Source organism: Candidatus Kurthia intestinigallinarum, assembly GCF_003991225.1.
Taxonomy (GTDB): Bacteria; Bacillota; Bacilli; order Bacillales_A; family Planococcaceae; genus Kurthia; species Kurthia populi.
In genome coordinates, this window is the sequence record NZ_JTFC01000010.1 from 1 (window position 1) to 24578 (window position 24578).

The 24578-nt window shown below is 39.5% G+C and carries 18 protein-coding genes, 1 rRNA gene and 2 riboswitches; of the genes, 4 read left to right on the forward strand and 15 right to left on the reverse strand.

The genetic code is table 11. The features are described 5' to 3' along the window. Positions 1–315: ribosomal RNA gene (locus QI30_RS03350) — 16S ribosomal RNA — on the reverse strand; the annotation flags it as partial. 410 nt (positions 316–725) lie between these two features. Between QI30_RS03350 and QI30_RS03355 the strand changes: the two genes are divergently transcribed. Continuing rightward, the gene (locus QI30_RS03355; protein ID WP_126989540.1) at positions 726–1721 is read left to right on the forward strand and encodes a hypothetical protein; all 996 of its coding nucleotides are present in this window, start codon (positions 726–728) and stop codon (positions 1719–1721) included. 154 nt (positions 1722–1875) lie between these two features. On the opposite strand, the gene QI30_RS03360 is transcribed toward QI30_RS03355, so the two are convergent. Continuing rightward, positions 1876–2925, reverse strand: a complete 1050-nt coding sequence (locus QI30_RS03360; RefSeq protein WP_126989541.1) for a 2,3-butanediol dehydrogenase — start codon at positions 2923–2925, stop codon at positions 1876–1878. 219 nt (positions 2926–3144) lie between these two features. Here QI30_RS03360 and QI30_RS03365 point away from each other — a divergent pair, with 219 nt between their 5' ends. Then, positions 3145–3735 (forward strand): SLOG family protein, encoded by a 591-nt coding sequence (locus QI30_RS03365; protein WP_126989542.1) that lies wholly within the window; start codon positions 3145–3147, stop codon positions 3733–3735. A gap of 139 nt (positions 3736–3874) precedes the next feature. Here QI30_RS03365 and QI30_RS03370 read toward each other — a convergent pair whose 3' ends face one another. From QI30_RS03370 to QI30_RS03385, 4 genes are all read right to left on the reverse strand, one after another. Continuing rightward, positions 3875–4660, reverse strand: a complete 786-nt coding sequence (locus QI30_RS03370; protein WP_126989543.1) for an SDR family oxidoreductase — start codon at positions 4658–4660, stop codon at positions 3875–3877. 184 nt (positions 4661–4844) lie between these two features. Next, on the reverse strand, positions 4845–6194 hold the full coding sequence (locus QI30_RS03375) for a nucleobase:cation symporter-2 family protein (RefSeq protein WP_126989544.1): 1350 nt from the start codon (positions 6192–6194) through the stop codon (positions 4845–4847). A gap of 15 nt (positions 6195–6209) precedes the next feature. Further along, entirely contained in the window at positions 6210–6779 is a 570-nt protein-coding gene (locus QI30_RS03380) for a xanthine phosphoribosyltransferase (RefSeq protein ID WP_126989545.1), read from the reverse strand. A gap of 128 nt (positions 6780–6907) precedes the next feature. Then, positions 6908–7009: riboswitch (purine riboswitch) on the reverse strand. Between the two features lie 249 nt (positions 7010–7258). Further along, positions 7259–8710, reverse strand: a complete 1452-nt coding sequence (locus tag QI30_RS03385; protein WP_126989546.1) for an amino acid permease — start codon at positions 8708–8710, stop codon at positions 7259–7261. Positions 8711–8833: 123 nt separating this feature from the next. Continuing rightward, positions 8834–9012: riboswitch (Lysine riboswitch) on the reverse strand. Positions 9013–9193: 181 nt separating this feature from the next. Here QI30_RS03385 and QI30_RS03390 point away from each other — a divergent pair. Continuing rightward, the gene (locus QI30_RS03390; RefSeq protein ID WP_126989547.1) at positions 9194–10399 is read left to right on the forward strand and encodes a CynX/NimT family MFS transporter; all 1206 of its coding nucleotides are present in this window, start codon (positions 9194–9196) and stop codon (positions 10397–10399) included. A gap of 797 nt (positions 10400–11196) precedes the next feature. Here the strand turns inward: QI30_RS03390 and QI30_RS03395 are convergent. The 5 genes from QI30_RS03395 to QI30_RS03415 all read right to left on the reverse strand — a co-directional run bounded on the left by QI30_RS03395 (position 11197) and on the right by QI30_RS03415 (position 18766). After that, positions 11197–14355, reverse strand: a complete 3159-nt coding sequence (locus QI30_RS03395) for a hypothetical protein (protein WP_126989548.1) — start codon at positions 14353–14355, stop codon at positions 11197–11199. Between the two features lie 12 nt (positions 14356–14367). Further along, positions 14368–15759 (reverse strand): glycosyltransferase family 2 protein, encoded by a 1392-nt coding sequence (locus QI30_RS03400; RefSeq protein WP_370323578.1) that lies wholly within the window; start codon positions 15757–15759, stop codon positions 14368–14370. Then, complete coding sequence (locus QI30_RS03405; RefSeq protein ID WP_126989550.1) at positions 15743–16789, reverse strand: HEAT repeat domain-containing protein; 1047 nt, start codon at positions 16787–16789, stop codon at positions 15743–15745. The genes QI30_RS03400 and QI30_RS03405 overlap by 17 nt, the downstream gene beginning before the upstream one ends. Continuing rightward, the gene (locus QI30_RS03410) at positions 16786–17613 is read right to left on the reverse strand and encodes a response regulator (protein ID WP_126989551.1); all 828 of its coding nucleotides are present in this window, start codon (positions 17611–17613) and stop codon (positions 16786–16788) included. Before QI30_RS03410 ends, QI30_RS03405 begins: the two co-directional genes overlap by 4 nt. A gap of 100 nt (positions 17614–17713) precedes the next feature. After that, a complete protein-coding gene (locus tag QI30_RS03415) occupies positions 17714–18766 on the reverse strand; it encodes a nitric oxide synthase oxygenase (protein WP_126989552.1) in 1053 nt (350 codons plus the stop codon). A 461-nt stretch (positions 18767–19227) separates the two neighbouring features. On the opposite strand from QI30_RS03415, the gene QI30_RS03420 reads away from it, so the two are divergent. Further along, entirely contained in the window at positions 19228–20715 is a 1488-nt protein-coding gene (locus tag QI30_RS03420) for a catalase (RefSeq protein WP_126989553.1), read from the forward strand. Positions 20716–20893: 178 nt separating this feature from the next. Here QI30_RS03420 and QI30_RS20310 read toward each other — a convergent pair whose 3' ends face one another. From QI30_RS20310 to QI30_RS03435, 4 genes are all read right to left on the reverse strand, one after another. Continuing rightward, the gene (locus QI30_RS20310) at positions 20894–21034 is read right to left on the reverse strand and encodes a hypothetical protein (RefSeq protein ID WP_158620950.1); all 141 of its coding nucleotides are present in this window, start codon (positions 21032–21034) and stop codon (positions 20894–20896) included. 63 nt (positions 21035–21097) lie between these two features. Continuing rightward, positions 21098–22030: an AEC family transporter gene (locus QI30_RS03425; RefSeq protein ID WP_126989554.1), complete on the reverse strand. Its 933-nt coding sequence runs from the start codon at positions 22028–22030 to the stop codon at positions 21098–21100. Between the two features lie 158 nt (positions 22031–22188). After that, the gene (locus QI30_RS03430; protein WP_186439700.1) at positions 22189–22635 is read right to left on the reverse strand and encodes a helix-turn-helix transcriptional regulator; all 447 of its coding nucleotides are present in this window, start codon (positions 22633–22635) and stop codon (positions 22189–22191) included. A gap of 148 nt (positions 22636–22783) precedes the next feature. Further along, a complete protein-coding gene (locus QI30_RS03435; RefSeq protein ID WP_126989556.1) occupies positions 22784–24358 on the reverse strand; it encodes a sensor domain-containing diguanylate cyclase in 1575 nt (524 codons plus the stop codon). Positions 24359–24578 lie beyond the last annotated feature (220 nt).

The window sequence follows — 24578 nt, forward strand, 5'->3', positions numbered from 1 at the left end:
GCCGATCACCCTCTCAGGTCGGCTATGCATCGTTGCCTTGGTAGGCCGTTACCCCACCAACTAGCTAATGCACCGCGGGCCCATCCTGTAGTGACGCCGAAGCGCCTTTTAGCTTAAAGCCATGAGGCTAAAAGAATTATCCGGTATTAGCTCCGGTTTCCCGAAGTTATCCCAGTCTACAGGGCAGGTTGCCCACGTGTTACTCACCCGTCCGCCGCTAAATCAGAGAAGCAAGCTTCTCATCATTCGCTCGACTTGCATGTATTAGGCACGCCGCCAGCGTTCGTCCTGAGCCAGGATCAAACTCTCCATAAAAAGTGTTTGAAAGCTCATTTGCTTTGCTAGCGTTATCTTGCTTGATAACATTTTTTTCGATTCAATTGAACCGAATTTATTGTGATTACATCTTGCTTGTTCAGTTTTCAAGGTTCATTTCGTTTGCCGTTATCTTAACGACTTACTTATTATATCATTATATCTTTTTGTTTGTCAACAACTTTTTTAAAAAGTTTTTAATGTTTTTTTTAGAAGTTGTTAAGCAACTATTAGATAATAACAAATCTGATTAACGTGTGTCAATCATTTTTTTATGTCTTATGTTTTTCAAGACAAGAAATATTATATGTCATAAAAAACAATTATGCAATAGTTTTTTATGATTTTTTTATTTTTTTCTTCACCAATGAAAAAAACATTGTTATATGATAGATAAAGAGGTGATTTCATTGGGTTTTAACGTTAAAACAACTCCCTTTTCATACGAAAATTCTATCATTTCATTACCACAGCAACATACTATAGAAGAAAGTGCCTGCGCTACTCTATTAACAATTGATGGCAATGCGACAAAGATGACGGGATTTTTAACTACACTTATAGAAGGAATTGCGCAGTGCTGTGTATTTCCTTTTACAAAAGCGACAATTGCCATTCAGTTATTTGATACATTGATTCCTGTTATTACACTGCTACCTGGACGTGCAAATAAGTTGCTTCTACAAATTGATCAGCAAACACTCTATACAATTGGACGTACTTCATTTGTCATTCGGGATGCACAACATAATCACGATGCTGCATTTTCTACTGAAGTCGAGCATGCTGCATGCGCTTTAAAGCAGCAACAAAAAAACGAAGCTCCAAAAGATATGCCCACCATACTACAACAATATTATGATTTTTCACGGTTAACACCGTTTATTACTACATGGTCTATTGCTTATATGCCACGTGAAAAAGCATTGAATTTCTTAACAATTATTGAGGACTGCTGTATATTTTTATCAGCATCCTTCAAAACCTTCGTCAAGATTCCATCATTAACCCTTCATTCTGGGCTAAAAGGTGCGAATGGCTTCTTTGATACTGCGACGCAAACGATTGGGCTTTACTATAAATATGACCGGCCCGCGCAAATGAAGCTTGCCTTTTTCCATGAATACGGTCATCTCATTGATTTACATCAAAAACATGATGAGGTCTATGCATATAAAAGACAGCAGCTTTATGAACAGCTACAAGCATCGGAAACATTACAGCAAATTTCATCTAATACACAGCTTCCAGAGGATTATCGAAAGTATTTACTTTCTATAGAAGAAGTTTTAGCACGATTATTTGAAGGCTATGCATTTTATAAAATGACTGGCAATGTTAGCACTAAAGAATTTGCATTCACATTACCGGAGTTCCTTCTATATGAAGAATTTTTCACAAATTAAAAGAGGCTGGGACATACGTATAAAAACAACCGTTTATATGAGCATAAGAAAAACCGGAATCGTACTGTAGCACGGTTCCGGTTTTTCGTTGCGAACGCTAAAAAAGAAAAATGACGTGTTTTATCCAAGCTTCTTTTCTTATAGTTGCTGGTGCTTACATGTCACCGCTTAATTTCACTAAAATTTTAGCCTGAGATTTATCGTTCGTTAATGCCTCAAAGCCTTTTTCAACAATATCATCTAATTCAATTTGTGAGGTAATAATGCCTTGCGGTTGTAATTGGCCTGTTCCCATTAAATCAACCGTTTGCTGGAATGAAGTTGGCGTATAGGCAATCGTTGATGTCACTTTTACACCTGTATTCGTTAATTGCATTGGATTCCATTCAATTGGACGTGCAAAAATGGAGACAATAACAACCGTTCCGCGAGGGCGTGTCACGTCAATCGATGATTTGAATGTTGGTGCAACGCCGGCCACTTCAAAGGTCACATCTACACCAGCAGGCGCATATTGTTTTACCGCTTCAACTGGATCGACTTCGGCAGAATTAAAGATAGCCGTAGCACCTAAATCCTTCGCCATTTGTAGACGTGTTTCTGATAAGTCAAAGACGATAATATTACTTGCACCCGCTGCTTTTGCTGCAATTACGGTTAATAAACCGATTGGGCCTGCGCCAAATATAGCCACATTATCACCAAATAGTAGATTTCCTTCCTTCACTGCTTGCACAGCCACTGCAGTTGGCTCCACAAGTGCTGCATCTTGCAATGATAGTGTATCGGGTAACTTATAAATATTATGCTCAGGTGCATTCGCAAATGCCGCAAAGCCACCATCACCGTGTAATCCAATAAAACTAAAGCCATCATAGCAATCTACATCTTCTGGTTTATTACCATATGTGATTGTTGGATTCACAACAACACGGTCGCCCACTTGATAGTTCGTAACGTCTTTCCCTACCTTTTCAATAACACCTGAAAATTCATGCCCCATAATGATCGGCGCTACTTCACCTGTTAGTTCATCTGGCTCGTTCACAGGAATGAATACAGGCCCTTCCTGATATTCATGTAAATCAGAGCCACAAATCCCCGCCCATGCGACACGTACGGTTACTTCATTATCCTTTAATGCTTTTAATTCCTTTTCTTCAACGCGAATATCTTTCTCACCATGCCATACTGCTGCTTTCATATTCCTACGCCTCCAAGCGAATTGATTTTATTATGCATTAACCGGTTATACAACTGTATTGTCGTTCAATGCACATAAAATTTCAATGCTCAGCCACTTTTTCGCTATATCAATATGGCATACAGTATATGCCTTTTTTGAATGAAAATGATTGTTGTCGATTGCATTCGTTTTTCTCGCTATTACACTGTGATATGCTTATTTAAACGAGGTGAAAATATGGCGATTAAACGATTAGCTGTCACAGGATACAAACCACAGGAGCTAGGTATTTTCAATGATTCACATCCTGGATTGGCTGTGATTAAAAAAGCTTTAAAGGACCGATTGCTGCCATTAATAGAAGATGGGCTTGAATGGGTGCTTGTTAGCGGCCAACTTGGTGTTGAAACATGGGTCGTCGAGGTTGTATGGGAACTTCAAGAAGTGTTTCCCAACTTACAATATGGTGTGATGATTCCGTTTTTAGACCAAGAAAAAAATTGGAACGAGCAAAAAAAGCTTCATTATAATGACATAATGGCAAAGGCTGATTTCACAACAGCAATTACCAATCGTCCTTATGAAGCACCATGGCAATTTGTTGAGAAAAATAAATTTTTCGTCCTGCATTCAGATGCATTTTTAATTTTATATGATGAGGAGCAGGATGGTTCACCAAAATATGTGAAGCAGCTTGTAAAAACTTATATCGATAAACATAACGCGGACTACGAGCTGTTGACGATTGATGCCTATGACTTGCAAGTTGTGGCTGAAGAAGAACAGCAACGTATGTGGGAGCAGCAGGAAAAAGATTCTTTTGAATAAAAAAGAGACGGAACATACGTATAAAAACAACCGTTCCTAGAAGCATAAAAAACCGGAATCGCGCTGTGGCGTGATTCCGGTTTTTCGTTACGAACGCTAGAAAAGGAACATGACGTGTTTTGTCCCAGTCTCTTTCTATCTAACCGCGACCTGCTTGGAAGTCCGGATATTTCGTCATACCGCCATCTACAAATAACGTAATCCCCGTTACATAACGCGCCTGCTCAGATGCTAGGAAAGCTGCACAGTTTGCAACGTCTTCTGGCTCGCCGATAAAGCCCATCGGCACCATGCTCTCCACATCTGCACGCTGCTCTGGATCTGCAAATTTCTCCGCGTTAATCGGTGTATCAATGGCACCAGGCCCGATGCTGTTTACGCGAATGCCTTTTGGCGCATATTCAAGTGCAAGGGTCTCTGTCATCAGCTTAATACCGCCTTTTGATGCCGCATAGTGTACAAATAAAGGCCACGGAATCATTTCATGCACCGATGACATATTAATAACGCTTCCTTTAATATCATGTTCAACGAAGTATTTAATAGCTTCGCGACTTCCTAAAAATGCCCCTGTTAAATTCGTTCCAATAACGCGATTCCAGTCCTCTAGTGGCATCTCATGTGATGGCACAGGGTTTTCGATCCCTGCATTATTCACCATGACATCAAGTGTCCCTAATTCTTTAATCGTCGTCTGTACGAAATTCACAACATCTTCTTCTTTTTGTACATCGCCACCGAAGATAATGGCTTTGACACCATGAGATTCTAGCTCTGCCTTTACTTCTTGCGCCTCTGCTTCGTCTTTATAGTAGTTAATCGCGACATTCGCACCTTCTTTCGCAAAACGCAGTGCCATTGCACGACCTAGACCTGTTGAGCCACCTGTGATTGCTACTACCTTACCTTTTAAATCTTCATACATCAAAAAACGCCTCCTAATTTATGAAAATAAATTTCGTGTTCATATACTATATTCCCGGAAACTAGCGACAAACAACATGTTCATTAATAAAAGGTTAAAATTGTAAAAAGAAAATATTTTTCATCATCATACCATAAAAAAAGAGACGAAGGAATTCTTTCCCTCGTCTCTTTCTTCTATACTGTTAAGCCTCTTTTTCAGAGAACTTTGTTGATTGTTTACGTGGATTCACTGCATCTAACTCCTGCTGCGCCTCCATAGACAATGATTCTCTTTTCCAAGGAATCATATTGAATACAATATTTAAAATGATAGCCGTTAAACTACCTGCTACAATGCCGTTACTTGTAATCAGTTGAAGCACACTCGGTAAGACTTTGAATATTTCTGGTAAAACCGTTACGCCTAAACCCATACCTAATGAGCAAGCGACGATCATCGCATTTCCTTCATTTTTACCGATAGCAACTGCTAGCATTTTAACACCTTGTGACATTACCGTCCCGAACATGACAATCATTGCCCCGCCAAGAACAGCCGTTGGAATGATTGTTGCGAGTGCAGCGATTTTTGGTAAGAAGCCAAGTGCCACAAGCATAACGCCTGTCACAACGATAACCGCGCGATTTTTCACGCCTGTCATTTGCATCAGACCAACATTTTGAGAAAACGCTGTGTATGGGAACGAGTTGAAGATACCACCAATAATTGATGCTAACCCTTCAGAGCGATACCCGCGTGCTAATGCTTTTGAGTCGATTGGCGTTTTTGTCATATTGCTAAGCGCAAAGTAAGAACCTGTAGATTCGACTAATGACACGATAGCAACGAGCGTCATCGTTAAGATTGGTACAAGATTAAATTCTGGTGTCGCGAAGTAGAACGGTTTCACCATATGTAGCCATGAAGCATTTGCTACATTCGTAAAGTCAACTTTGCCCATAAATGAGGCAATGACTGTTCCAACGACTAAGCCAATTAAGATGGCAATTGAACGTACAAAACCTGTAGAGAAGCGATAAATTAACACAATCAGAAGCATTGTTGTAAATGCTAAAATAACATTTTCAGCTGATGCAAAGTCTTTCGCACCTTGACCACCGGCAGCATTATTAAATGCTACTGGAATCAATGTTAACCCAATAATCGTTACAACAGAGCCCGTTACGATTGGTGGGAAAAATTTTACTAACTTTCCGAAGAAACCTGAAATCAATACAACGATTAAACCAGATGCGATAACAGCACCGTAAATTGAGCCTAAGCCAAATTCATTGCCGATACCGATGATCGGTGTAACGGCTGTAAACGTACAACCCAAAACGAGTGGTAACCCAATTCCGAATACTTTACCGCGCATTACTTGAAGTAATGTCGCAACGCCGCACATCAGAATATCAATTGAAATTAAATACGTCATTTGCGTGGCGTTAAAGCCTAGTGCGCCCCCGATAATCATCGGTACTAAAATCGCACCCGCATACATTGCAAGTAAATGTTGAATCCCTAATGTCGCAAGTTTTGCCTTGTTCATTGTCCTAATTGCCTCCTAAGCAAATGTTACTGTGCCATTTTCCAATGAAGAAACAATTGCTAATGAATCAACGCGATATCCTTGTTCGCGAAGTGCTTTACCACCTGGTTGGAATCCTTTTTCAATTACGATTCCGATGCCGGCAACCTTCGCCCCTGCTTGGTTGGCAACGTCAAGTAAGCCCTTCGCTGCTTCTCCGTTCGCTAAGAAATCATCGATGATTAATAGTGTGTCTTCTTTATCTAAAAAGTCTTTAGAAACTGAAATGGTGTTCGTTACTTTTTTTGTGAATGAATAAACATCCGCAGTGTAAAGATTGTCTTGTAATGTAACTGATTTACGTTTGCGGCCGAATACAACAGGTACGCCTAAGATTAAGCCAGCCATTACTGCTGGTGCGATACCTGATGCTTCTAATGTTAAAATTCTTGTAATGCCTGCATCTTTATATAAGTCAGCAAATTCTTGGCCCATTGCTTGCATTAATGCTGGGTCAATTTGGTGATTTAAAAATGAATCCACTTTTAATACGTCCTCTGATAAAACTTTACCTTTTGCTAAAATTGCTTGTTCTAATGCTTTCACGATGAAAGGCTCCCTTCGAATGTTCACTTTTTAAAATAAAAAAACTCGACGCACACTACCCTAATCGTAATTCTACGAGTAGGGCAATATACATCGAGTATTAAGTCGAATATAAAACGAAATAAACGTTTTGGATAATTGCCTCTCATAGTCAATTCATTTACGGCGAATTGGTAGAAACTCGTGGGCCATATCCCCACTATTATATGAGTAAGTTGTTTATTATTTAAAAGAAATAATGTACAAAGTATATCACTCTACTTCTTAAAATCAATACACGTTTAAGAATTTTATTTATTTCGAATATTATGAAAATAAACTAATTTCTTAACATTCTTTTACTCATGCACGTTTTTTTAGCTGTTTCACGAACATTTTTCTCATTTTTGTATATAACGTCAATTTTATGATATGAAAAGTTTTTCGTTTTATATCGTTTTACGAACAAAAAAAGAGCCGCAATGCGACTCTTTTTTTAGCTACTGACGATGATCCGTTTCTAAATCAACATCTTGTAGTTTGTATACTTTTGTTTTGTGTTTCACTTTATAGCCAATCCATAATAGTAAGAAAATCGGTACACTAATGTATGAAACCGTCATTCCTACCCAGTCGATGTCGCCACCCATAAAATCTTGAACTTGGCCGACTAAAATAATCGCACATAAAATAAAGGCGAAAATCGGACCAAATGGGTACCAGCCAGAACGATATGGTAAATCATTTAAATCTTTTCCTTGTGCGATATATGCGCGACGGAAGCGGTAATGACTTGCGGCCATCCCAATCCAAGCGATAAAGCCACACATACCAGATGAAGATAATAACCACATATATACTTCACCTGTTCCGAAGAATGATGTTAGGAACGCTAGGCAGGCTACTAATACCGTTAATACTAATGCAGCTACTGGCACGCCTTTACGGTTTAATTTTAAGAAGATTTTTGGCGCTAAGCCGTCTTTTGCTAACTGCCATAATGTACGTGATGATGCGTATAAGCCAGAGTTACCTGCTGATAAAATCGCTGTTAACACAACCGCATTCATTAATGTTGCCGCAAACGCAATACCCGCATTTTCAAATACTAATGTGAATGGGCTAATCGCTACATTGTCATCAGCATTCACTAAGCGAGGGTCTGTGTAAGGTAATAATAAACCAATCGCGAATAACGCTAAGATATAGAATAATAAAATACGCCAAAAAATAGATTTCACAGCTTTTGGAATTGTTTTTTCAGGATCTTTTGCTTCACCAGCAGTCGCACCAAGTAATTCTGTCCCTTGGAATGAGAACCCTGCTGCTAGGAAAATACCTAGTATTGCGAAGAAACCACCGTGGAATGGACCGTCACCTTCAAAGAAGTTTGTGAAGCCAACCGGCGCTTTCCCACCGATAATACCAAAGATCATTAAGAATGATACGATTAAGAAAATAATGATCGTTGCGACTTTAATAAACGCAAACCAATATTCACTTTCACCAAATGTGTTTACTGATAAATAGTTCAGTAAGAAAATAATAATTAGGAATGCAGCACTCCAAATATATGAAGGTGTATCTGGGAACCAATATTTCATAACAAGTGCTACGGCCGCTACTTCTGCCGCGATTGTTACTGCCCAGTTATACCAATAGTTCCAACCCAATGCGAATCCAAGTGATGGATCAATAAAACGTGTTGCGTATGTGCTCGTAGATGATACTGGCATGTAAGCCGACATTTCACCAAGGCCGGTCATTAAGAAGTACACCATCACACCAATTAAGGCATAAGCTAAAAGTGCGCCACCAGGACCTGCCTGTGCAATCGAGTTCCCACTTGCTAGTAATAACCCTGTTCCAATCGTACCACCAAGCGAAATCATCGTGATATGGCGTGATTTAAGACCACGGCTCAACTCGAGCTGTTCTGTATTGTTGCTCATAAAAAATTTCCTCTTTTCCTATTGCGTATCAAGGTCTAACAGTGGTTTTTCTGAATAAAAAAACCCATTCTAGAACTTTCTCTAAAATGGGTTGTATGTATACAGTAGTCCCACCAAACTTAGATTAAAGATAGCTCAACACGTTGTTACGTGACAGTTCTGCACCTATTAAGCGACAGCCCCAGCATTCAAATGATAAAAGCATTTGAAATACTTCGGCAAACGTTCCTTTCTCATTTTGTCAGTAATGCTTTCTCATCTCGAAAATGATACTAATAACGTTCGCGACCTCTACCTCACCTTTTTTTGCTGGATGAGGCATTGCAATATTCTTTTTAATACTCGTTTCATTCTAATATAAAACACAATTCACTTCAAGACTTAATTGACATTAAAACTTATGTAATCCTCTAATAATTTGTTTCTATACTTTACTTGTCGAACCTGTTACGCTTAGTTCAATTCAGGAATAGGAGGAGGAATATGGAACAATCACATTTTGAAACTTCACGCAAATGGACGAAGGCGACCTGGTTATTCGTACTAGGCATCGTTTGTATTTCCTTTACGATGCGCTCCCCGATAACATCAGTCGGCCCAATTGTCGAAATTTTACGTGATAACCTACATATTTCAAATGTTATAGCAGGCTTCATTACGACGATTCCGCTTCTAGCATTTGCCGTCGTCTCACCAATCGTTCCAAAGGTATCTCGCCGAATTGGCATCGAGCGCACTTTATTTATTGCGATGTTCATTTTAGCAATCGGTGTTATTTTACGCTCGCTTGGCAGTAGCACGATGCTCTACATCGGCACAGTGCTAATCGGTATCGGTATTGCATTTAGTAATGTATTGATGCCAAGCATCATTAAGCTTCGCTTCCCGCTTCAAATCGGGCTACTGACAGCCATTTTTACCGTTTCGATGAATGTAACAGCAAGTCTAGCAGCCGGTGTAAGCTATCCAATCGCAACCACAGCACTTGGCTGGCAAGGCACGCTATCCATTTGGCTTGTTTTTATCATTATTGCGATTATCGTGTGGCTACCACAAACGAAAAAGACGGATCATGTAAATGCAGCCAATCTTTCAGGTAAGCCACCGAAAAAGAAAATTTGGCAATATCCACTGACATGGGCTTTGACCTTTGCGATGGGCTTTCAGTCATTTTTATTTTATACGACCGTCGCATGGGTTCCGGCAATGCTTACCGAGCAAGGAATGAGCGCGAGTGCATCGGGTGCAATGTTCTCTGTACTACAATTTTCACAAATTCCGATGACCTTTATCATTCCCATTTTAGCAGGCCGTACACGCGACCAGCGCCCACTTGTTGCGATGTTTTCACTGTTTTATTTAATCGGTTTTGGTGGTCTCTTACTTGAATGGACGAGCCTCACATGGTTGTGGATGATTTTTCTAGGGCTTGCGGGTGGTGCATCGTTTGGTATTTGTATGATGTTCTTCTCTGTTCGGGCACGTAACGCCTACGAGGCAGCGGAGCTATCTGGCTTCGGGCAATCCATCGGTTATTTATTAGCCGCAACCGGTCCGGTATTATACGGCTTCGTACATGATTACGCTGGTGGCTTCCATAGCGCGAACTTTGTTTACTTAGCCGTTGCGATTATTTTATTCTTCTTCTCCTATGCGAGCGCGAAAGATCGGTATGTAACAAATGATTAATACATGCGGTGTGACGTTTAAATGTCACACCATTTTTTATTTCGAATCATTTATTTAAAAAGCCACATCCTGCTAGAAAGCGTCTTTTGCATACGACTTATTTTTTAATAAGTGTCAGCGCTATGTCTATGAACCTAGTGAAACGCTAATCATTTGTCCAAATAGCATTTCATATCAAATAATTATGTTTTTTTCGGTTGATACGTACCATAACTTTGTACAGCATCTTGTCAAAACCGGACAAAACAGGGACGTTTTCAGCCCATTTTTCACGATTTCGGGTCTATTTTCGGCCTCTAACGGCTCTCTTTCACTTAGAAAAAGCGTGCTGCATGGCGCATTTTTGATTCATTTCAATAAATGACATACTAGACTGACCAAATCCGATTTTTCGTGCAAAAACAACCCTCGGAGAGCCTGAAAGCACCTGTTTTTGCCGAAAACAACTGAAAACGGGCCTTTTTCATATCTTAAAAATAATAAATATCTATGAAAAAATCGCAAATAAAAATTTTCGTTGACAGCTTTCTGCATGATGCTTATTAAAACTCTCTTTTTACGTACGAAAATAGACGTAGTTTGGCACTTATTTAGAAATATGTCGTAGCCAAAACTCGCTCCTTGAGGCAATCAATGATTTCTGACAGTGCATAAAAAAATGAGGCTGGGGCAAAACATGTCATGTTCTTTTTTTAGCGTTCGCAATGAAAAACCGGAACCGCGCCACCGCGCGATTCCGGTTTTTCTTATGCTCATATGAGAGCTGATTTCTACACGTATGTCAAAGCCTCATTTCGTTATTTCACAAAGGCTTGTTCATTTTTCATAAAGGCATCCTGTACCATGTAGTAGGATGGTTTCAGACGATAAATCGAGTTCGGCTGCTCCCAGTTTGCCCATGTATATTGTTTGAACGGACGGGTAGTATTGCCTTTTTTTGCTGGCAACGTTTGAACAACTTTGTCCTCATCATTCATAAAGGCAACACCTACGTGAATGCCGTCTACCTTTTCACGTGCCATATAATCCGGCTTATCAATATCGCCAATTACTTCCTTCAAACTTGGGTCTGAGAAGCTCATGAGCATCCACGGCACACGTAGCTCAATAAAATGCTCTTCTTCATTTATATTAAAATCAACAAGAGAATTATAGTCTTCTGCTTCAGGGTTCGCATTGCCTTCAAGTAATTTACCCGTTTCATACCCAACGAATGGGATTTTTTCTTTCGTTGTTGGGATGTTTAGTTCATTGCTTAGTACATAATTAATTTTCGTAAAATTTCCTGTATTTTTTTCAGGATGATACGTAATATTTTCTGGATCGTATTTGCCGTAATACAGTGCATAAATATCATACTGTGTATCGACAAGTAGACGAGCATTTTTCGCTGATTTTAACGGCGCGATAAACTCGAGTCCATTTTCAGTTTTCAACTTATAGTTATTAATCTTTGTATTACCTTGCGTCTGCTTCGTATCAAGCATGAGCATCGGATACCCCTTCGCATCAGCACTCATTTGAATTTTATAATACACATAGCGCTCATCATGCTGCATCATGAGTGACTCGATTGGCCCACTTGACTCATACATGGTCTTTGCGCCTTCCCAGTCACGATCATCCCCATCGACCTTCACCTTTAATACATCAAAGCTCAATAAGCCAAATTGCTGCTCACTCGTCTGTGCATTTGACCAAAATGGACGACGATCTGGGTCATCTAAATCCATCGTATTCCACGTCCGCTTAAACCATTCATCCTGCCAGGTAAAGATTAAGCCACCCATCATATCCTCATGTAAAATATCCTCAAATAAATGAACGAGTGTCTCGCCTTGTTGTGTTTCAGACATATGCCCCTGATTCCAACCATTGACGTTATTATGCGTTTTCCCTCGTGATGATGGAATCCCAAACTCTGCGATTAACACCGGCATATCATGTGCTGCATGTAAATCCTTTAAATACGCTGCGTAGTTATTTTTCTTGCCACGAAAATCGATATAATCATTGTATTGGTAATTCAGCGATTCAGGATAATACGGATACACATGATAGCTTGCGAATTGCTGTGTTTTCGTTACGTCCCCTTTTAAATGAATAACATTCGGATTGACGGATACTAAGTCCTCCTCTGGATCAGGCTCCTCAGGATGCTCCAGTAGATCTGTCGTCACCCAGTTTGTAAAGCTTAGTGGACGAACCCAGTTATACTTATCTTTTTCATATTTTGCGACGTAATCTAGATTTTCAGCAATCCAATGTTCAAATGGCGATGCACCCTTTGTATATACATATGTGCCTTTATAGTCGCCAACTGCTTTGTTTTTCTTATTCGTTGACTTCACCATCACTGGGTCCCACTCAATGCCAAGCACCCAACCGATGACATACTCTGACACATCGGCTGTATAGGCCCCTGTTGCATGCCCCTTTTTATAAGCAATCATTTCATTGCCATGAAGAATATCGACGATGTGGCGAATTTCATCACGGAATTCCGTTGTCGCCTGCTTGTCAAAGACATTACCCTTATGAACAATTCGTTCCTCATCAATCCACGTACCATGCAACAAATAAAGCTTTTGTTCGTGTGCTTCGTTATAACGCTTCAATGCATTATAAAACCCAGGTGGTTGCACCGTATAAACACGCATCGTATTGGAGCCAAGCTTACCAATATCTTGGAACCATTTATAATATTCATTTTCCGTAATCGCTGCCTGTCCAGGGAACGTACCGAGTTTTCCCATCCCTACATTGACGCCTTGAATTTTCATTGACTGCCATTTTCCATTCACTTGCACCTGCATATCATTGTCATGAATGCGCGACACATATTGAACTTCCTTTGGTTTTTTGAGGGCCGCTACCTTTTTATTTTTTTGTGCGGTCGTTTGGGCGAGTACCTTTTTCATCATCGGTACATATGCATCCCAGTAGAAGCCCGTTTCCTTACTAAAATGACTAATCCAACTATTCAATATCTCCACACCAAGGAATTGATAGTAATTCGGCACAGACGGTGTTACATTGAATTGCCCCGCAAAGTAATACGCTGTCGCATTGTTCATCGTCATTTTATTAACAGCGACAAATTTTGTTGGCACACCATGTTCTTTCATTAACTGCTTCCCTGAATCCGTTAAATCCCAGTGGAAGTTTGCGAGTGTCGCTTCTGCTGATTCACTTTCAACAATATCAAACCAGCCATTAAATGCGACGGACTCTGTTAAATCAAATGCTTTTTGACCCGCTTCGGTGTACTTCACCGTAAGTTTACTAGCCACATCCTTGTCATCCTTGAGAATAAAGTATTTCTCTTGTTCCTCATTCACAAGCACAAAGCCAGCGCCACTATACGGCCAATTTTTTTCGTTCTTTAACCAGCTCGGCATATCCGGATTGTCGAGTGATAACTCATTAAAATGACGGCCAATCCAGCCAGACGAATGAATGCCAAGTACACTGCTCATATGCTCACGTACCTCGGTCGTTGTTGGCGATGCGAGTGTATTAAATTCCGTTACAAGCGTAACCGCCTTATCATCTTCAAGACGTTTAAAAACCGCATTCCATTCATCCATCGTCAGCCCACCATCGAGCTTTTTCGGCTTAGCCTGTCCTTGCTTCTCCTCATAGACACCATATGTATCTGCAATATAAATCAAATTCGTATCGTCATATGATGTCGGGAGTTTCCCTACAGGCTGGTCCTGCTCAGGATGATAGCCAAAGTAATCTGTTAGGGCATACGGTTCTCCCTTGTCATTTACATATTTCTCTGCTTTTAATAGCCAGTTTAACCCCTGATGCTCTTGATACTCCGTCGTTGCAACTGTTTTATCGATAATCGCAATCGAGAGTTTTTGGTCACTTTTCAATTGCCAGCCCCCAAAAATCACAAGTAAAAGCGCTATGGCCGCACCAAAAATAATCAGTAATTTTTTCATCGTCGCATCCCCTTATAAGCCTTTTCGAACCATTTCGCCCCAGCTACTTTTACCGCGAGCATAATTCCACAAGCCGAGTAGACGGAACCATAATGTACATGGTTTATACCAAAAGATTTCAGTGATGGCTAAGACGAATAAGCGCCAAATATCTTTTACTGATATGTAACGCTTCATTAGCCATGACTCCATAATGACAGATACCATCGAAAATAGTGCGCCATTGATAACGAACAATAAGAGTAATAACAACGCAAACTCTAAATACACACCACCTGTGAAAAAGGCGAAAATTACATATAAGTAGCCCGCAAATTCGATAATCGGTCCTAAGCATTCGATAAATAAGAAATACGGAAAGGCGATAAAGCCTAGCTTACCGTATTTGGGATTTGCGAAAATTTGTTTATTACGCCATAAGCTTTCCATTAACCCTTGATGCCAGCGACTACGCTGACGCTTCAGCTGCTGATACGTTTCAGGAGCCTCTGTCCAGCATACTGGATACGGTAAAAACTTAATTTTTTTAGACTTTTGTTTTTTGCGAATCAAGCGATGTAGACGCACGACAAGCTCCATATCCTCACCGATTGTATCCCGCAAGTAACCCCCTACTTCGACGACTTCCTTTTTCGAGAAAATACTAAAGGCGCCAGAAATAATAAACACCATATTGAAGCGACTAAATGTAATGCGCCCCATAAGAAAAGCACGGAAATATTCGATAACTTGCATCATCACAAGCGGCTTATCTGACATACCATAACGCATTAATGTCCCCATTTGAATATCTGAGCCATTCGCAATTTTGACATTACCACCTGCCGCAATGACATTCGGGTCCTTCACAAACGCCTCCATCACTTGTACAAGCGATGTTTCCCCTAAAATACAATCGCCATCAATCGAGCAGAAGTACGGATACTTTGATAAATTAATACCACTATTTAATGAATCTGCTTTTCCGCCGTTTTCCTTATCAATCATTAAAATACGTGGATCAATCGTTGACTGATAAATACCGCGCACATCCTTCGACGGCAAGGTTGTCTGAATGACACGATGTACTTTTTTCATTTTAAAATGCGTTATCGCTACTTCTAACGTATCGTCCTTTGAACCATCATTTATAATGATGATTTCATACTCGGGGTAACGACTACTCAGCAGTGATTGGACCGTATTGATAATATTAATGCTTTCATTATAAGCTGGCACGAGTATCGACAATGGATAAACATAGTCAACATCCTGTAGCTCCTCATCTACCGACTCACGTGAAATATTGCGCCCGCGATAAAGTTCAATCAACGAGAAAATCAGCATAATCACATAGACACCAATAACGATAAACATATAAATTAAAATAAGCGTTTGGAAAAAAAGATTAATCCAATGCCACATGCTCATGTCCTCCTTTCAGATAAGTATGAATGGAATCATGCATATACGCATCATCAATCGTCTCAAGCATTCGCTCAAACATCTCTTGTCCCTTTGGATATTGTGCAATCGCATGAATCGCAGCCTGACGTACAAGAAACGACTTATCCTGCGCTAGCACAACTAAATAAGCAGACACATCTTCGAGCTTATACTGGGATGCAAGTTTCGCAAACAGCATCCGGCTCTCTACATCTTCTGAGTAAAAATACTCTTCAAAATCCATCAATGATTTCTCGGTTCCAATGGCACTAAGCACCTGTAATGCTTCGTCTCGCACAATCTGCACATCATGATGGAGTAGCTCGTGCACAACAAGACTTGAATACGCCAATTGGCGCTTCGCCATCACCTTTAATGCTGCCACCAGCCATTCGATATCCGTATGCTCATGGTCGACAATATCGTAAATTCTATCATCGGTCATACAATTCACAATCATCGTTACTTGATTTGCGGCAAGTTTTGATTTATGGTGCACGTAAAATTTGTACGTGCTCTCTTCCTCTAATGTCGCAACGATTTTTAGACCAATAAAGCATTCCTTCAGCGTAATATGCTTTTTCAGCAGCATTTCTTTTACCTCTGGCAAGAGTGAAATAATATGAAAATCCATAATTTGATACAGCGCATTAATACGCTTTGTCGTATCATTACCGCGTAACTGTCGTCGATATGTTGCGCTATAATACGTATCCATATACTGATAAATACGCGTTAAAATGGCCTCATCTTCGACATAAGCAATATAGCTTTCTACAATTTCTTCAATTGCTTCAAATTCTTCATTCGTATTAGCAATCACGCAACTGTCATCGTCTCCTTCAATAAAATAGCGATAGCACGCGGCCGTATGTTCCTGCACATCCCTTTTAATTTGTTGCTGTCTTTTTTGATAATTTTTCGTATCAATTGATACATAAAGCATAATCAAAACTAGCACAATAAATGCCGCCACTACGCCATAAGAAAGCCATACAACACCTGTCATTTATGTGCCCTCTTCATTAATTTTTGTTTAACTTGCGCGCTTAACACGCCGAGATTAAACGGGCGTATTATGTAGGCATCTACGCCATGCTCATACGCTGAAATTTGATCCTCAGCTGCAGGTAACCGAGACATTAAGAAAATCGAAAACTTCCGGTCATTCGGTAAATCACGTAGTTCACTGACGACTTGCAGACCATTTTTTCGTGGCAATTTTGCGTTAAGTAGCACGATATGTTCGTGCTCTGATTGATACCAATCAGACGCCAAAAAAGCTTCTCCATCTGAAAATGTCTGAAGCGCAATTTCCACATTCGGAAGCTTAATCGTATGAATGGCATTTTCAAGCAAATGACGAGCTACATCATTTGCTTCAACAATGCTAACTTTTTTCTTCATTTTTTTGCGCTGACTAAAACGCGTACTAATATTTTTTTCAAAGATAGTTGTAGTTGTCGGTAGCTGTTCTATTAGCTCCTCTTTAATGAATTGAAAATCTGCTACTTTCTGGCGCAATTCACAAATGGATGCTTGCCACGTTAGTTGTGGAAAATCTCGTTCTAAACGCTTCAAATAAAATTGCGCATCTTTTTGCGTTGCTTCATATAATACAATGCCTATTACATCCTTTGATAGTAAAAAATATAAGTTACTTGAGCGTGCAGTTTCAAGAAGTATTTGTTGTAGCTTCTCAAATGGCGTCTCGCCAACTGGACGCAAAGCAATAACTGATACAACAATAGCTTGTCGATCAATCTGATTTTGAAAAAATTGAAAAATCCTTTTTACTTCAGATTCAGATATGAGTTTCGGTAATTCTCCCATCTTCCTAACCTCACTTTCACTAATAATATGCAAAAAATACTATACCCATTTTTTCACATTTTTAAATATTTTCGGTCCTTTTTCCTAAAAATGAATCTTTTTACCTATTTTGATAAGGTGCTTGTTGATAACGATAAAACGGCTTATGTTTTGTATTGTCCATCGGGCGATGATAAATCGCCGCTGTCGCTGGGGACATCGGTGGTAAAAGCCACGCCCAGTTGCCTGTCACCTCACGCCCTGCCTGTTGCTCCTGTTTTTCAAATAGAAGAAACTGTTCAACCGCCGTATGATGGTCGACAATCGATACGCCGTCTTCCTTATATGAATACAATACCGCACGATTTAATTCGACAAGTGCGTAGTCCTGCCAAAGCGTCATATTTTTAGACGTATCAAGGCCCATCTTCTCTGCAATAATCGGTAGCATATTGTAGCGTTCTGAATCGGCCAGATTTCGAGCACCAATTTCTGTGCCCATATACCAGCCATTAAACGGAACGGATACAAAATCTAATCCGCCAATTTCAACCTTCATATCTGAAATCATCGGTACAGCATACCATTTCAAGCCAAGCTCACGGAACCATTCAAGCGTCGGGTGACGTAGCTCTACTTCTAAAATATGCGTCTTTGGAATATCAAAAACGACGGGTGCCGCATCCCCTACTTGTATAACAAGTGGTAAAACATCAAAACGACCACCCGCACCTTGCCAACCAAGCTCTTGGCATTTCTGCGTGAATTCAACAGAGGCTGGATCTCCAATAATCTCATTTGCTGTTTTATAACCAGCATAACGAATAAGCTGATGATTCCAAATGCGCACACTTGGATCAAAGACTGAAATCGTCGAACGAATTTTCCCACCATTTGTCGCGTAGTCAATATGCGCCAGTAACGCCTCATAGATTTCTTGTACTGTCTTTAAATGTCGTCGGTCAAATGTATGCAATGATTTCCAGAAAAGACGACCAATGCATTTGTTACTATTACGCCATGCAAGCTTTAGCGCGTAATCCATTTCTTCTATTGTGTAATCGACAGCTCCTGCAGCTGTGAATTGCTGTAAACGCTCTTCAACATACGACTGTGCTAGTTTATTTTCCGCTGTGTATTGTTCTAAAAAGATTCGTACTTGTTCTAACAACATCTTCACTTCCCTAAAATAAGTCTGTCTTAATAATGTGCACTCTGTTGTTGATTGTACAATCTTTCTTCCTCGCAAAAAATATGTATTTTATATCCATGTAAAGAAGTTGTCACAAATGGACATTTGCCTTTCGCATACTTCTAGATTTTTAACTTTAAAAAAACAATAATTATCAATTAGAGCACTTATTATCACTATTTTTATGATGTTAATGAGAAAATCACTTAATTTATTTTAAAAGAAAAATAGCGATTTTTAATCATTTCAAATGTTTTTTTGCACATTAAAAGGGTATAAATTAATGTTGACCTATTATAATAAGGAGAAATGTCGATTTGCACATTTTTCACTTAACTATCATAATTTCTAAACAATAATAATTATTATTTACTTTTCATTCTAAATAACTTCTGTTATAGTAATGATTGAAGAGATGATTAAACATATGGGAGGCAATATGAATGACGAACAATAACAATGAAAAGTTAACGACCATCACTGGTGCTCCAGTCGTATCACATGATAATACACAAACAGCTGGCCGTCGTGGACCAGTTTTATTACAAGACGTATTCTTAATTGAAAAATTAGCAAACTTTAACCGTGAAGTAATTCCAGAACGTCGTATGCATGCAAAAGGTTCAGGTGCATTCGGTACATTTACTGTTACAAATGATATTACAAAATATACAAAAGCAAAAATCTTCTCTGAAGTAGGTAAACAAACAGAGATGTTCGCGCGTTTCTCTACAGTAGCTGGTGAACGTGGTGCTGCTGATGCTGAACGTGATATCCGCGGTTTCGCATTGAAATTCTACACTGAAGAAGGTAACTGGGATATGGTTGGTAACAACACACCTGTATTTTTCTTCCGTGACCCATTACACTTCCCAGACTTAAACCACGTTGTAAAACGTGACCCTAAAACGAATATGCATAATGCAAATTCTAACTGGGATTTCTGGACAATGTTACCTGAAGCATTACACCAAGTAACAATCGTTATGTCTGACCGTGGTATTCCAAATGGTTACCGCCATATGCATGGATTCGGTTCTCACACCTATTCATTCATCAACGCTGAAAACGAACGCGTATATGTGAAATTCCACTTCCGTACACAACAAGGTATCGAAAACCTTACAAACGAAGAAGCTGGTGCAATCATCGCTTCTGACCGTGAATCTTCACAACGTGACTTATTCGATTCAATCGAAAAAGGTGACTTCCCTAAATGGAAAATGTTCATCCAAGTTATGACAGAAGAACAAGCGCGCAACCATAAAGATAACCCATTCGATTTAACAAAAGTTTGGTACAAATCTGAGTACCCACTAATCGAAGTTGGTGAATTCGAATTAAACCGTAACCCTGAAAACTACTTCGCTGATGTTGAGCAAGCTGCTTTCGCGCCATCAAACGTTGTACCAGGTATCTCATTCTCACCTGACCGTATGCTACAAGCTCGTTTATTCGGCTACCAAGATGCAACACGTTACCGTTTAGGCGTGAACCATCACCAAATTCCTGTAAACGCACCAAAATGTCCATTCATGGTATACCACCGCGATGGTCAAGGTCGTGCAGATGGTAACCGTGGTTCTGCAATCACTTACTATCCAAACAGCTACGGTGCATTACATGGTCAACCAGAATACAAAGACCCTGCATTACAACTTGATGGACCTGCTGATATCTATGACTTCCGCGAAGATGATAATAACTACTTCGAGCAACCAGGTAAATTATTCAACTTAATGAATGACGACCAAAAACAACAATTATTCAACAACACTGCTGCAGAAATGAATGGCGTAGAAGACTTCATTAAAGAACGCCACATCATCCACTGCCATAAAGCGGATCCAGCTTATGGTGAAGGTGTTGCAAAAGCTTTAGGCATCGATATCAATTCAATCGACCTAAATAAAGAAATCAAATACTTCTAGACACTAGATAATCCGACAATTATCCGTCTATAAAAGAGAAGTGGCTTTGGCTACTTCTCTTTTTTTTACGTTCATAACGAAAAACCGGAACCGCGCTACAGCACGATTCCGGTTTTTCTTCTATTCATAGGAGCGGTGATTTTAACACATATGTCCCAGCCCCATCTATTATAAAAAATTATAAGCTGTCGTTGTCATTTACAGTTGTTGATGCGTAATAATTACGGTCTCGGTCATCATTCGATTCGTTATCGTTTGGACCACATGCTGTGAGTACAAGAATGCACGCCGTCAACACGAATACTAGTTTTTTCTTCATCGAATAACGGCCTCCTTTCATTATTTAGCCATATTTTACTACACAATAACCAATTAGACAAATTTAAACTGGATACAATAAACGAGCCATATAAATCACAATTGTAACGGTCAAGCAGCTGACAATCGTTGTCACAAGCACTGTTTGCGCTGCTAAATCCGGCTCCACATCATATTCAAGTGCAAGAGAGGAGCTATTTCGTGATGTCGGGAATGAACTCGCAATGAGCAGTGACTGCGCCACAATGCCGTCAAACCGGAATAAATAAATGAGCACCATTGCCACAGAAGGTCCTAAAATCAGACGACCAAAGCAGCTTAAATACAGCATCTTATTAAACAATGTTTTCATTTTAATTTTCGCGAGCTGTGCCCCTAAGGTAATAAGTGCAATCGCAATAAAGGAATCTGCTACATGATTCAGTGGAATACTAACGAACTGTGGTAGCGGAATATCAAAATAATTCATAATCGAGCCTAAAATAAGTGCATGAACAATCGGTAATTTAATAATATCACGTAAAATATCAAGCCCTTTTTTTGAAGTTGCAATCAAATTGTATAAACCATACGTATAGGTCGTTAAGTTTTGAACGACAATCGTAATAATTTGAATCGCCGTCCCAAGAGGTTGTGTACTAAAAACCATCTGACTTACGGGCAAGCCGTAGTTTCCGGAGTTCATAAGGACGATGCTATTTTTAAATACTGCCGCCTTCGCTCCTTCTAAGCGCAGGATTTTCACGAGTAAATTACTAATTAGCATGAGTGAGAAAATAAACGTGAATAAATAAAGAAGAATTTTTCCGAGTACCGCCGCATCAACTTCTGTTTCATAAATATTTAAAAAAATCGCAGCGGGCATTAAACAAAATGTCACCAAATTTGATAATGCTTTTAAATTAAATTGAAATCGTTTTTGAATAACGCCACCTAATACAAGTAATAGCAAAATGGGCGCAACGACTTGAAAGAAAATCATGCTTAAATAGTACATTCTGTCACCTCAAATTGTTATTTCATTTTCATTATGCCCCTTTTTAGCAAAAAGAAAAAGAGGGCCAGATGATTCATCCCAATCACCTAACGCTCTTTTCTAATATTTCCTTTTTGCTATTTGCTCTTAAATTGAATCGTTCAATCAATGATGCAAGACTACTGAATTTTTGCGTAATGGTCACGCGTCAGTGGTTCATCGAAGCTTGTGAAGATGCGGAATCCTTCTGTATCTACAATACGATAATGATGACTTAAAAGATTTTGCTGTAAACGATACGCAGTCGTTTCTTCAAGCGTTTTCCACCATACATTCGTATTTGGTGTTGTTTTCATTGGTCGAGTAATGCAATCATGCGCAGTTAGTTCAATTACTTCGAGTGGATCGCCACCCATTACGTTTTGTAAAATTGTGCTGTCTCTAAATAACGCACAGATCGTTACAGCCACATTCCACCCACAGGCAATTCGTTGTTTTTCGATTTGCACGAGTGTCTTTTTTGAAATACCCACAATATCCGCCATTTGGTCTTGTGTGTAACTGTTTTCTGTACGTATAAGCTTGATCTTTTCCGAAACAATTTGAATAATTTCTTCGCGATTCATCATTTCCACCTCTCTTTCACATGTTACACATTTTCAAATGAAATGGATATTTAAAAAAGAGATGATCGTTAAAATAATCCGAAAAAATTGTCTATTTTGTTACCATTATTATGCCAGTTAATCAATTAACGTATTTTGTGAGATATGACTATTTAGCTAGGATAACTTGGTTCCTGCCATGTTCTTTTGCATAATAGAGCGCATCATCTGCCTTTTCAAGTAATTGTTTCGGATGATGTGCATCCACTGGAAATGTCGCTACACCTGCTGACAATGTCACCTGAATGGCATGCGGTGCAGCCGTTGATTCTACATCCTGACGCAGTAGCTCCGCCATTGTCATCGCAATATCACTCGGTGTATTCGGTAGTAAAATCACGAACTCTTCTCCGCCATAGCGGCAGCATACATCTTCACTACGTGCGACATTCTCCATTTTGCGTGCTAAAAACTGTAGTACCTCATCCCCCACGCCATGCCCATAGGTGTCATTAATTGATTTAAATTTATCAATATCAATTAAAATAAGCGAATACATACGCTGCTCAATATGCCAGCTATTCATTAACTCATCAATGGTACGACGATTCGTCAGTCCTGTTAGCGCATCAGTTGCCGATTGGTCTCGGAAAAAATGCACTTGGTTGTGTAAATGTGAGAAGCTCGACATCAGCGATTGCTTTAATTGAATTGCCTCATAATACCAAGCCGTGACACTTTGGAAGTTTTTCTGCGCAGCATCCGCCTCATCGCGGTCTACCACTGTAATATCCGCAAGTTCCTGCAGTGGCTTTGCGATTTTACGTGCAAGCATAATGACAATTACTAAAGCTAACAATAATAAAGGCAATCCAACAAGCATCATATGATTGACCATTTCACCTGCTGGTGCTAATGCTAGTTCCGTTGGGCGCTGTGTAATAACACCCCAGCCGCTAATTTCCATCTTCGCATAGCCTACGAGCATATCTGTATTTTTCGTATTTACAACGCGTTCGGCCCCTGTCTCTGAATCGGTCGTTAGCATTTTTTTAACGACCGTATTTTTCATCACATTATCGCCAATACGTGTCTTATCTTCATGATAAATAATTTGACCGTCCGCATCGACAACATACGCATACGAGCCATCCTCATACGGATGCTTGCCAAGCAATTGGTTTAAGACATTATTTTCTTTTAGATAAATCGTGCCACCTAACACACCTAAAAAGCGATTATTGGCATCATAAATTGGTGTCGAAATAAAGATGATTTCACGCCCGGAAGTCGTTGTTTTATACGGCTTTGAAATCATTGGTTTTCGTTCTTCAAGCGCTTTTTTCGACGCCCTAGATGTCACCTTAATTCCTTTTAAATTTAGTGACTGCGGCGAAGTAGCAATGATTTTTCCTTTTGCATTCATTACAATAATGGAATTAAAAGCGGTCGAGCCGCGGCGTAATAAATCCGCCTTGCGTTCTAATCGTTCTCCGTCATCCATATAAGCACTCATCTCAGTCGCATTTACATTTAATAACTTAAATGTTTCCTCTAAATAACCATTTGCACTTGATGCAAGCTTCTCAGCATATACTCGATGGGTTTCAAGTGTATTTTCTGTGAGTGTCTTTTCGTTCATACGATAACCACTCCAAATACTTACCAACGACGTTAAAAACACCGCTAAAAAGGCAACACCCATAATTAAATATTGCAATTTAAACGTTGTATATTTTTTCATTGTAGACCTCAATTTTTTGTGACTTATACGCATTTTAACATACCCTTTTTACCTAATGTAAGCAATATAGCAAGTACTTAATTATTTAATTAACTGTCATTTTTTAGACTTTCATCGTATCTTTTCCTATAAATATCCAATTTGTATTGATGGAAATCCTTACCTGTTTTATAATTGAGATAGATTAGAATATTAGGAATTAGTCCCCCTGTATTCTTAT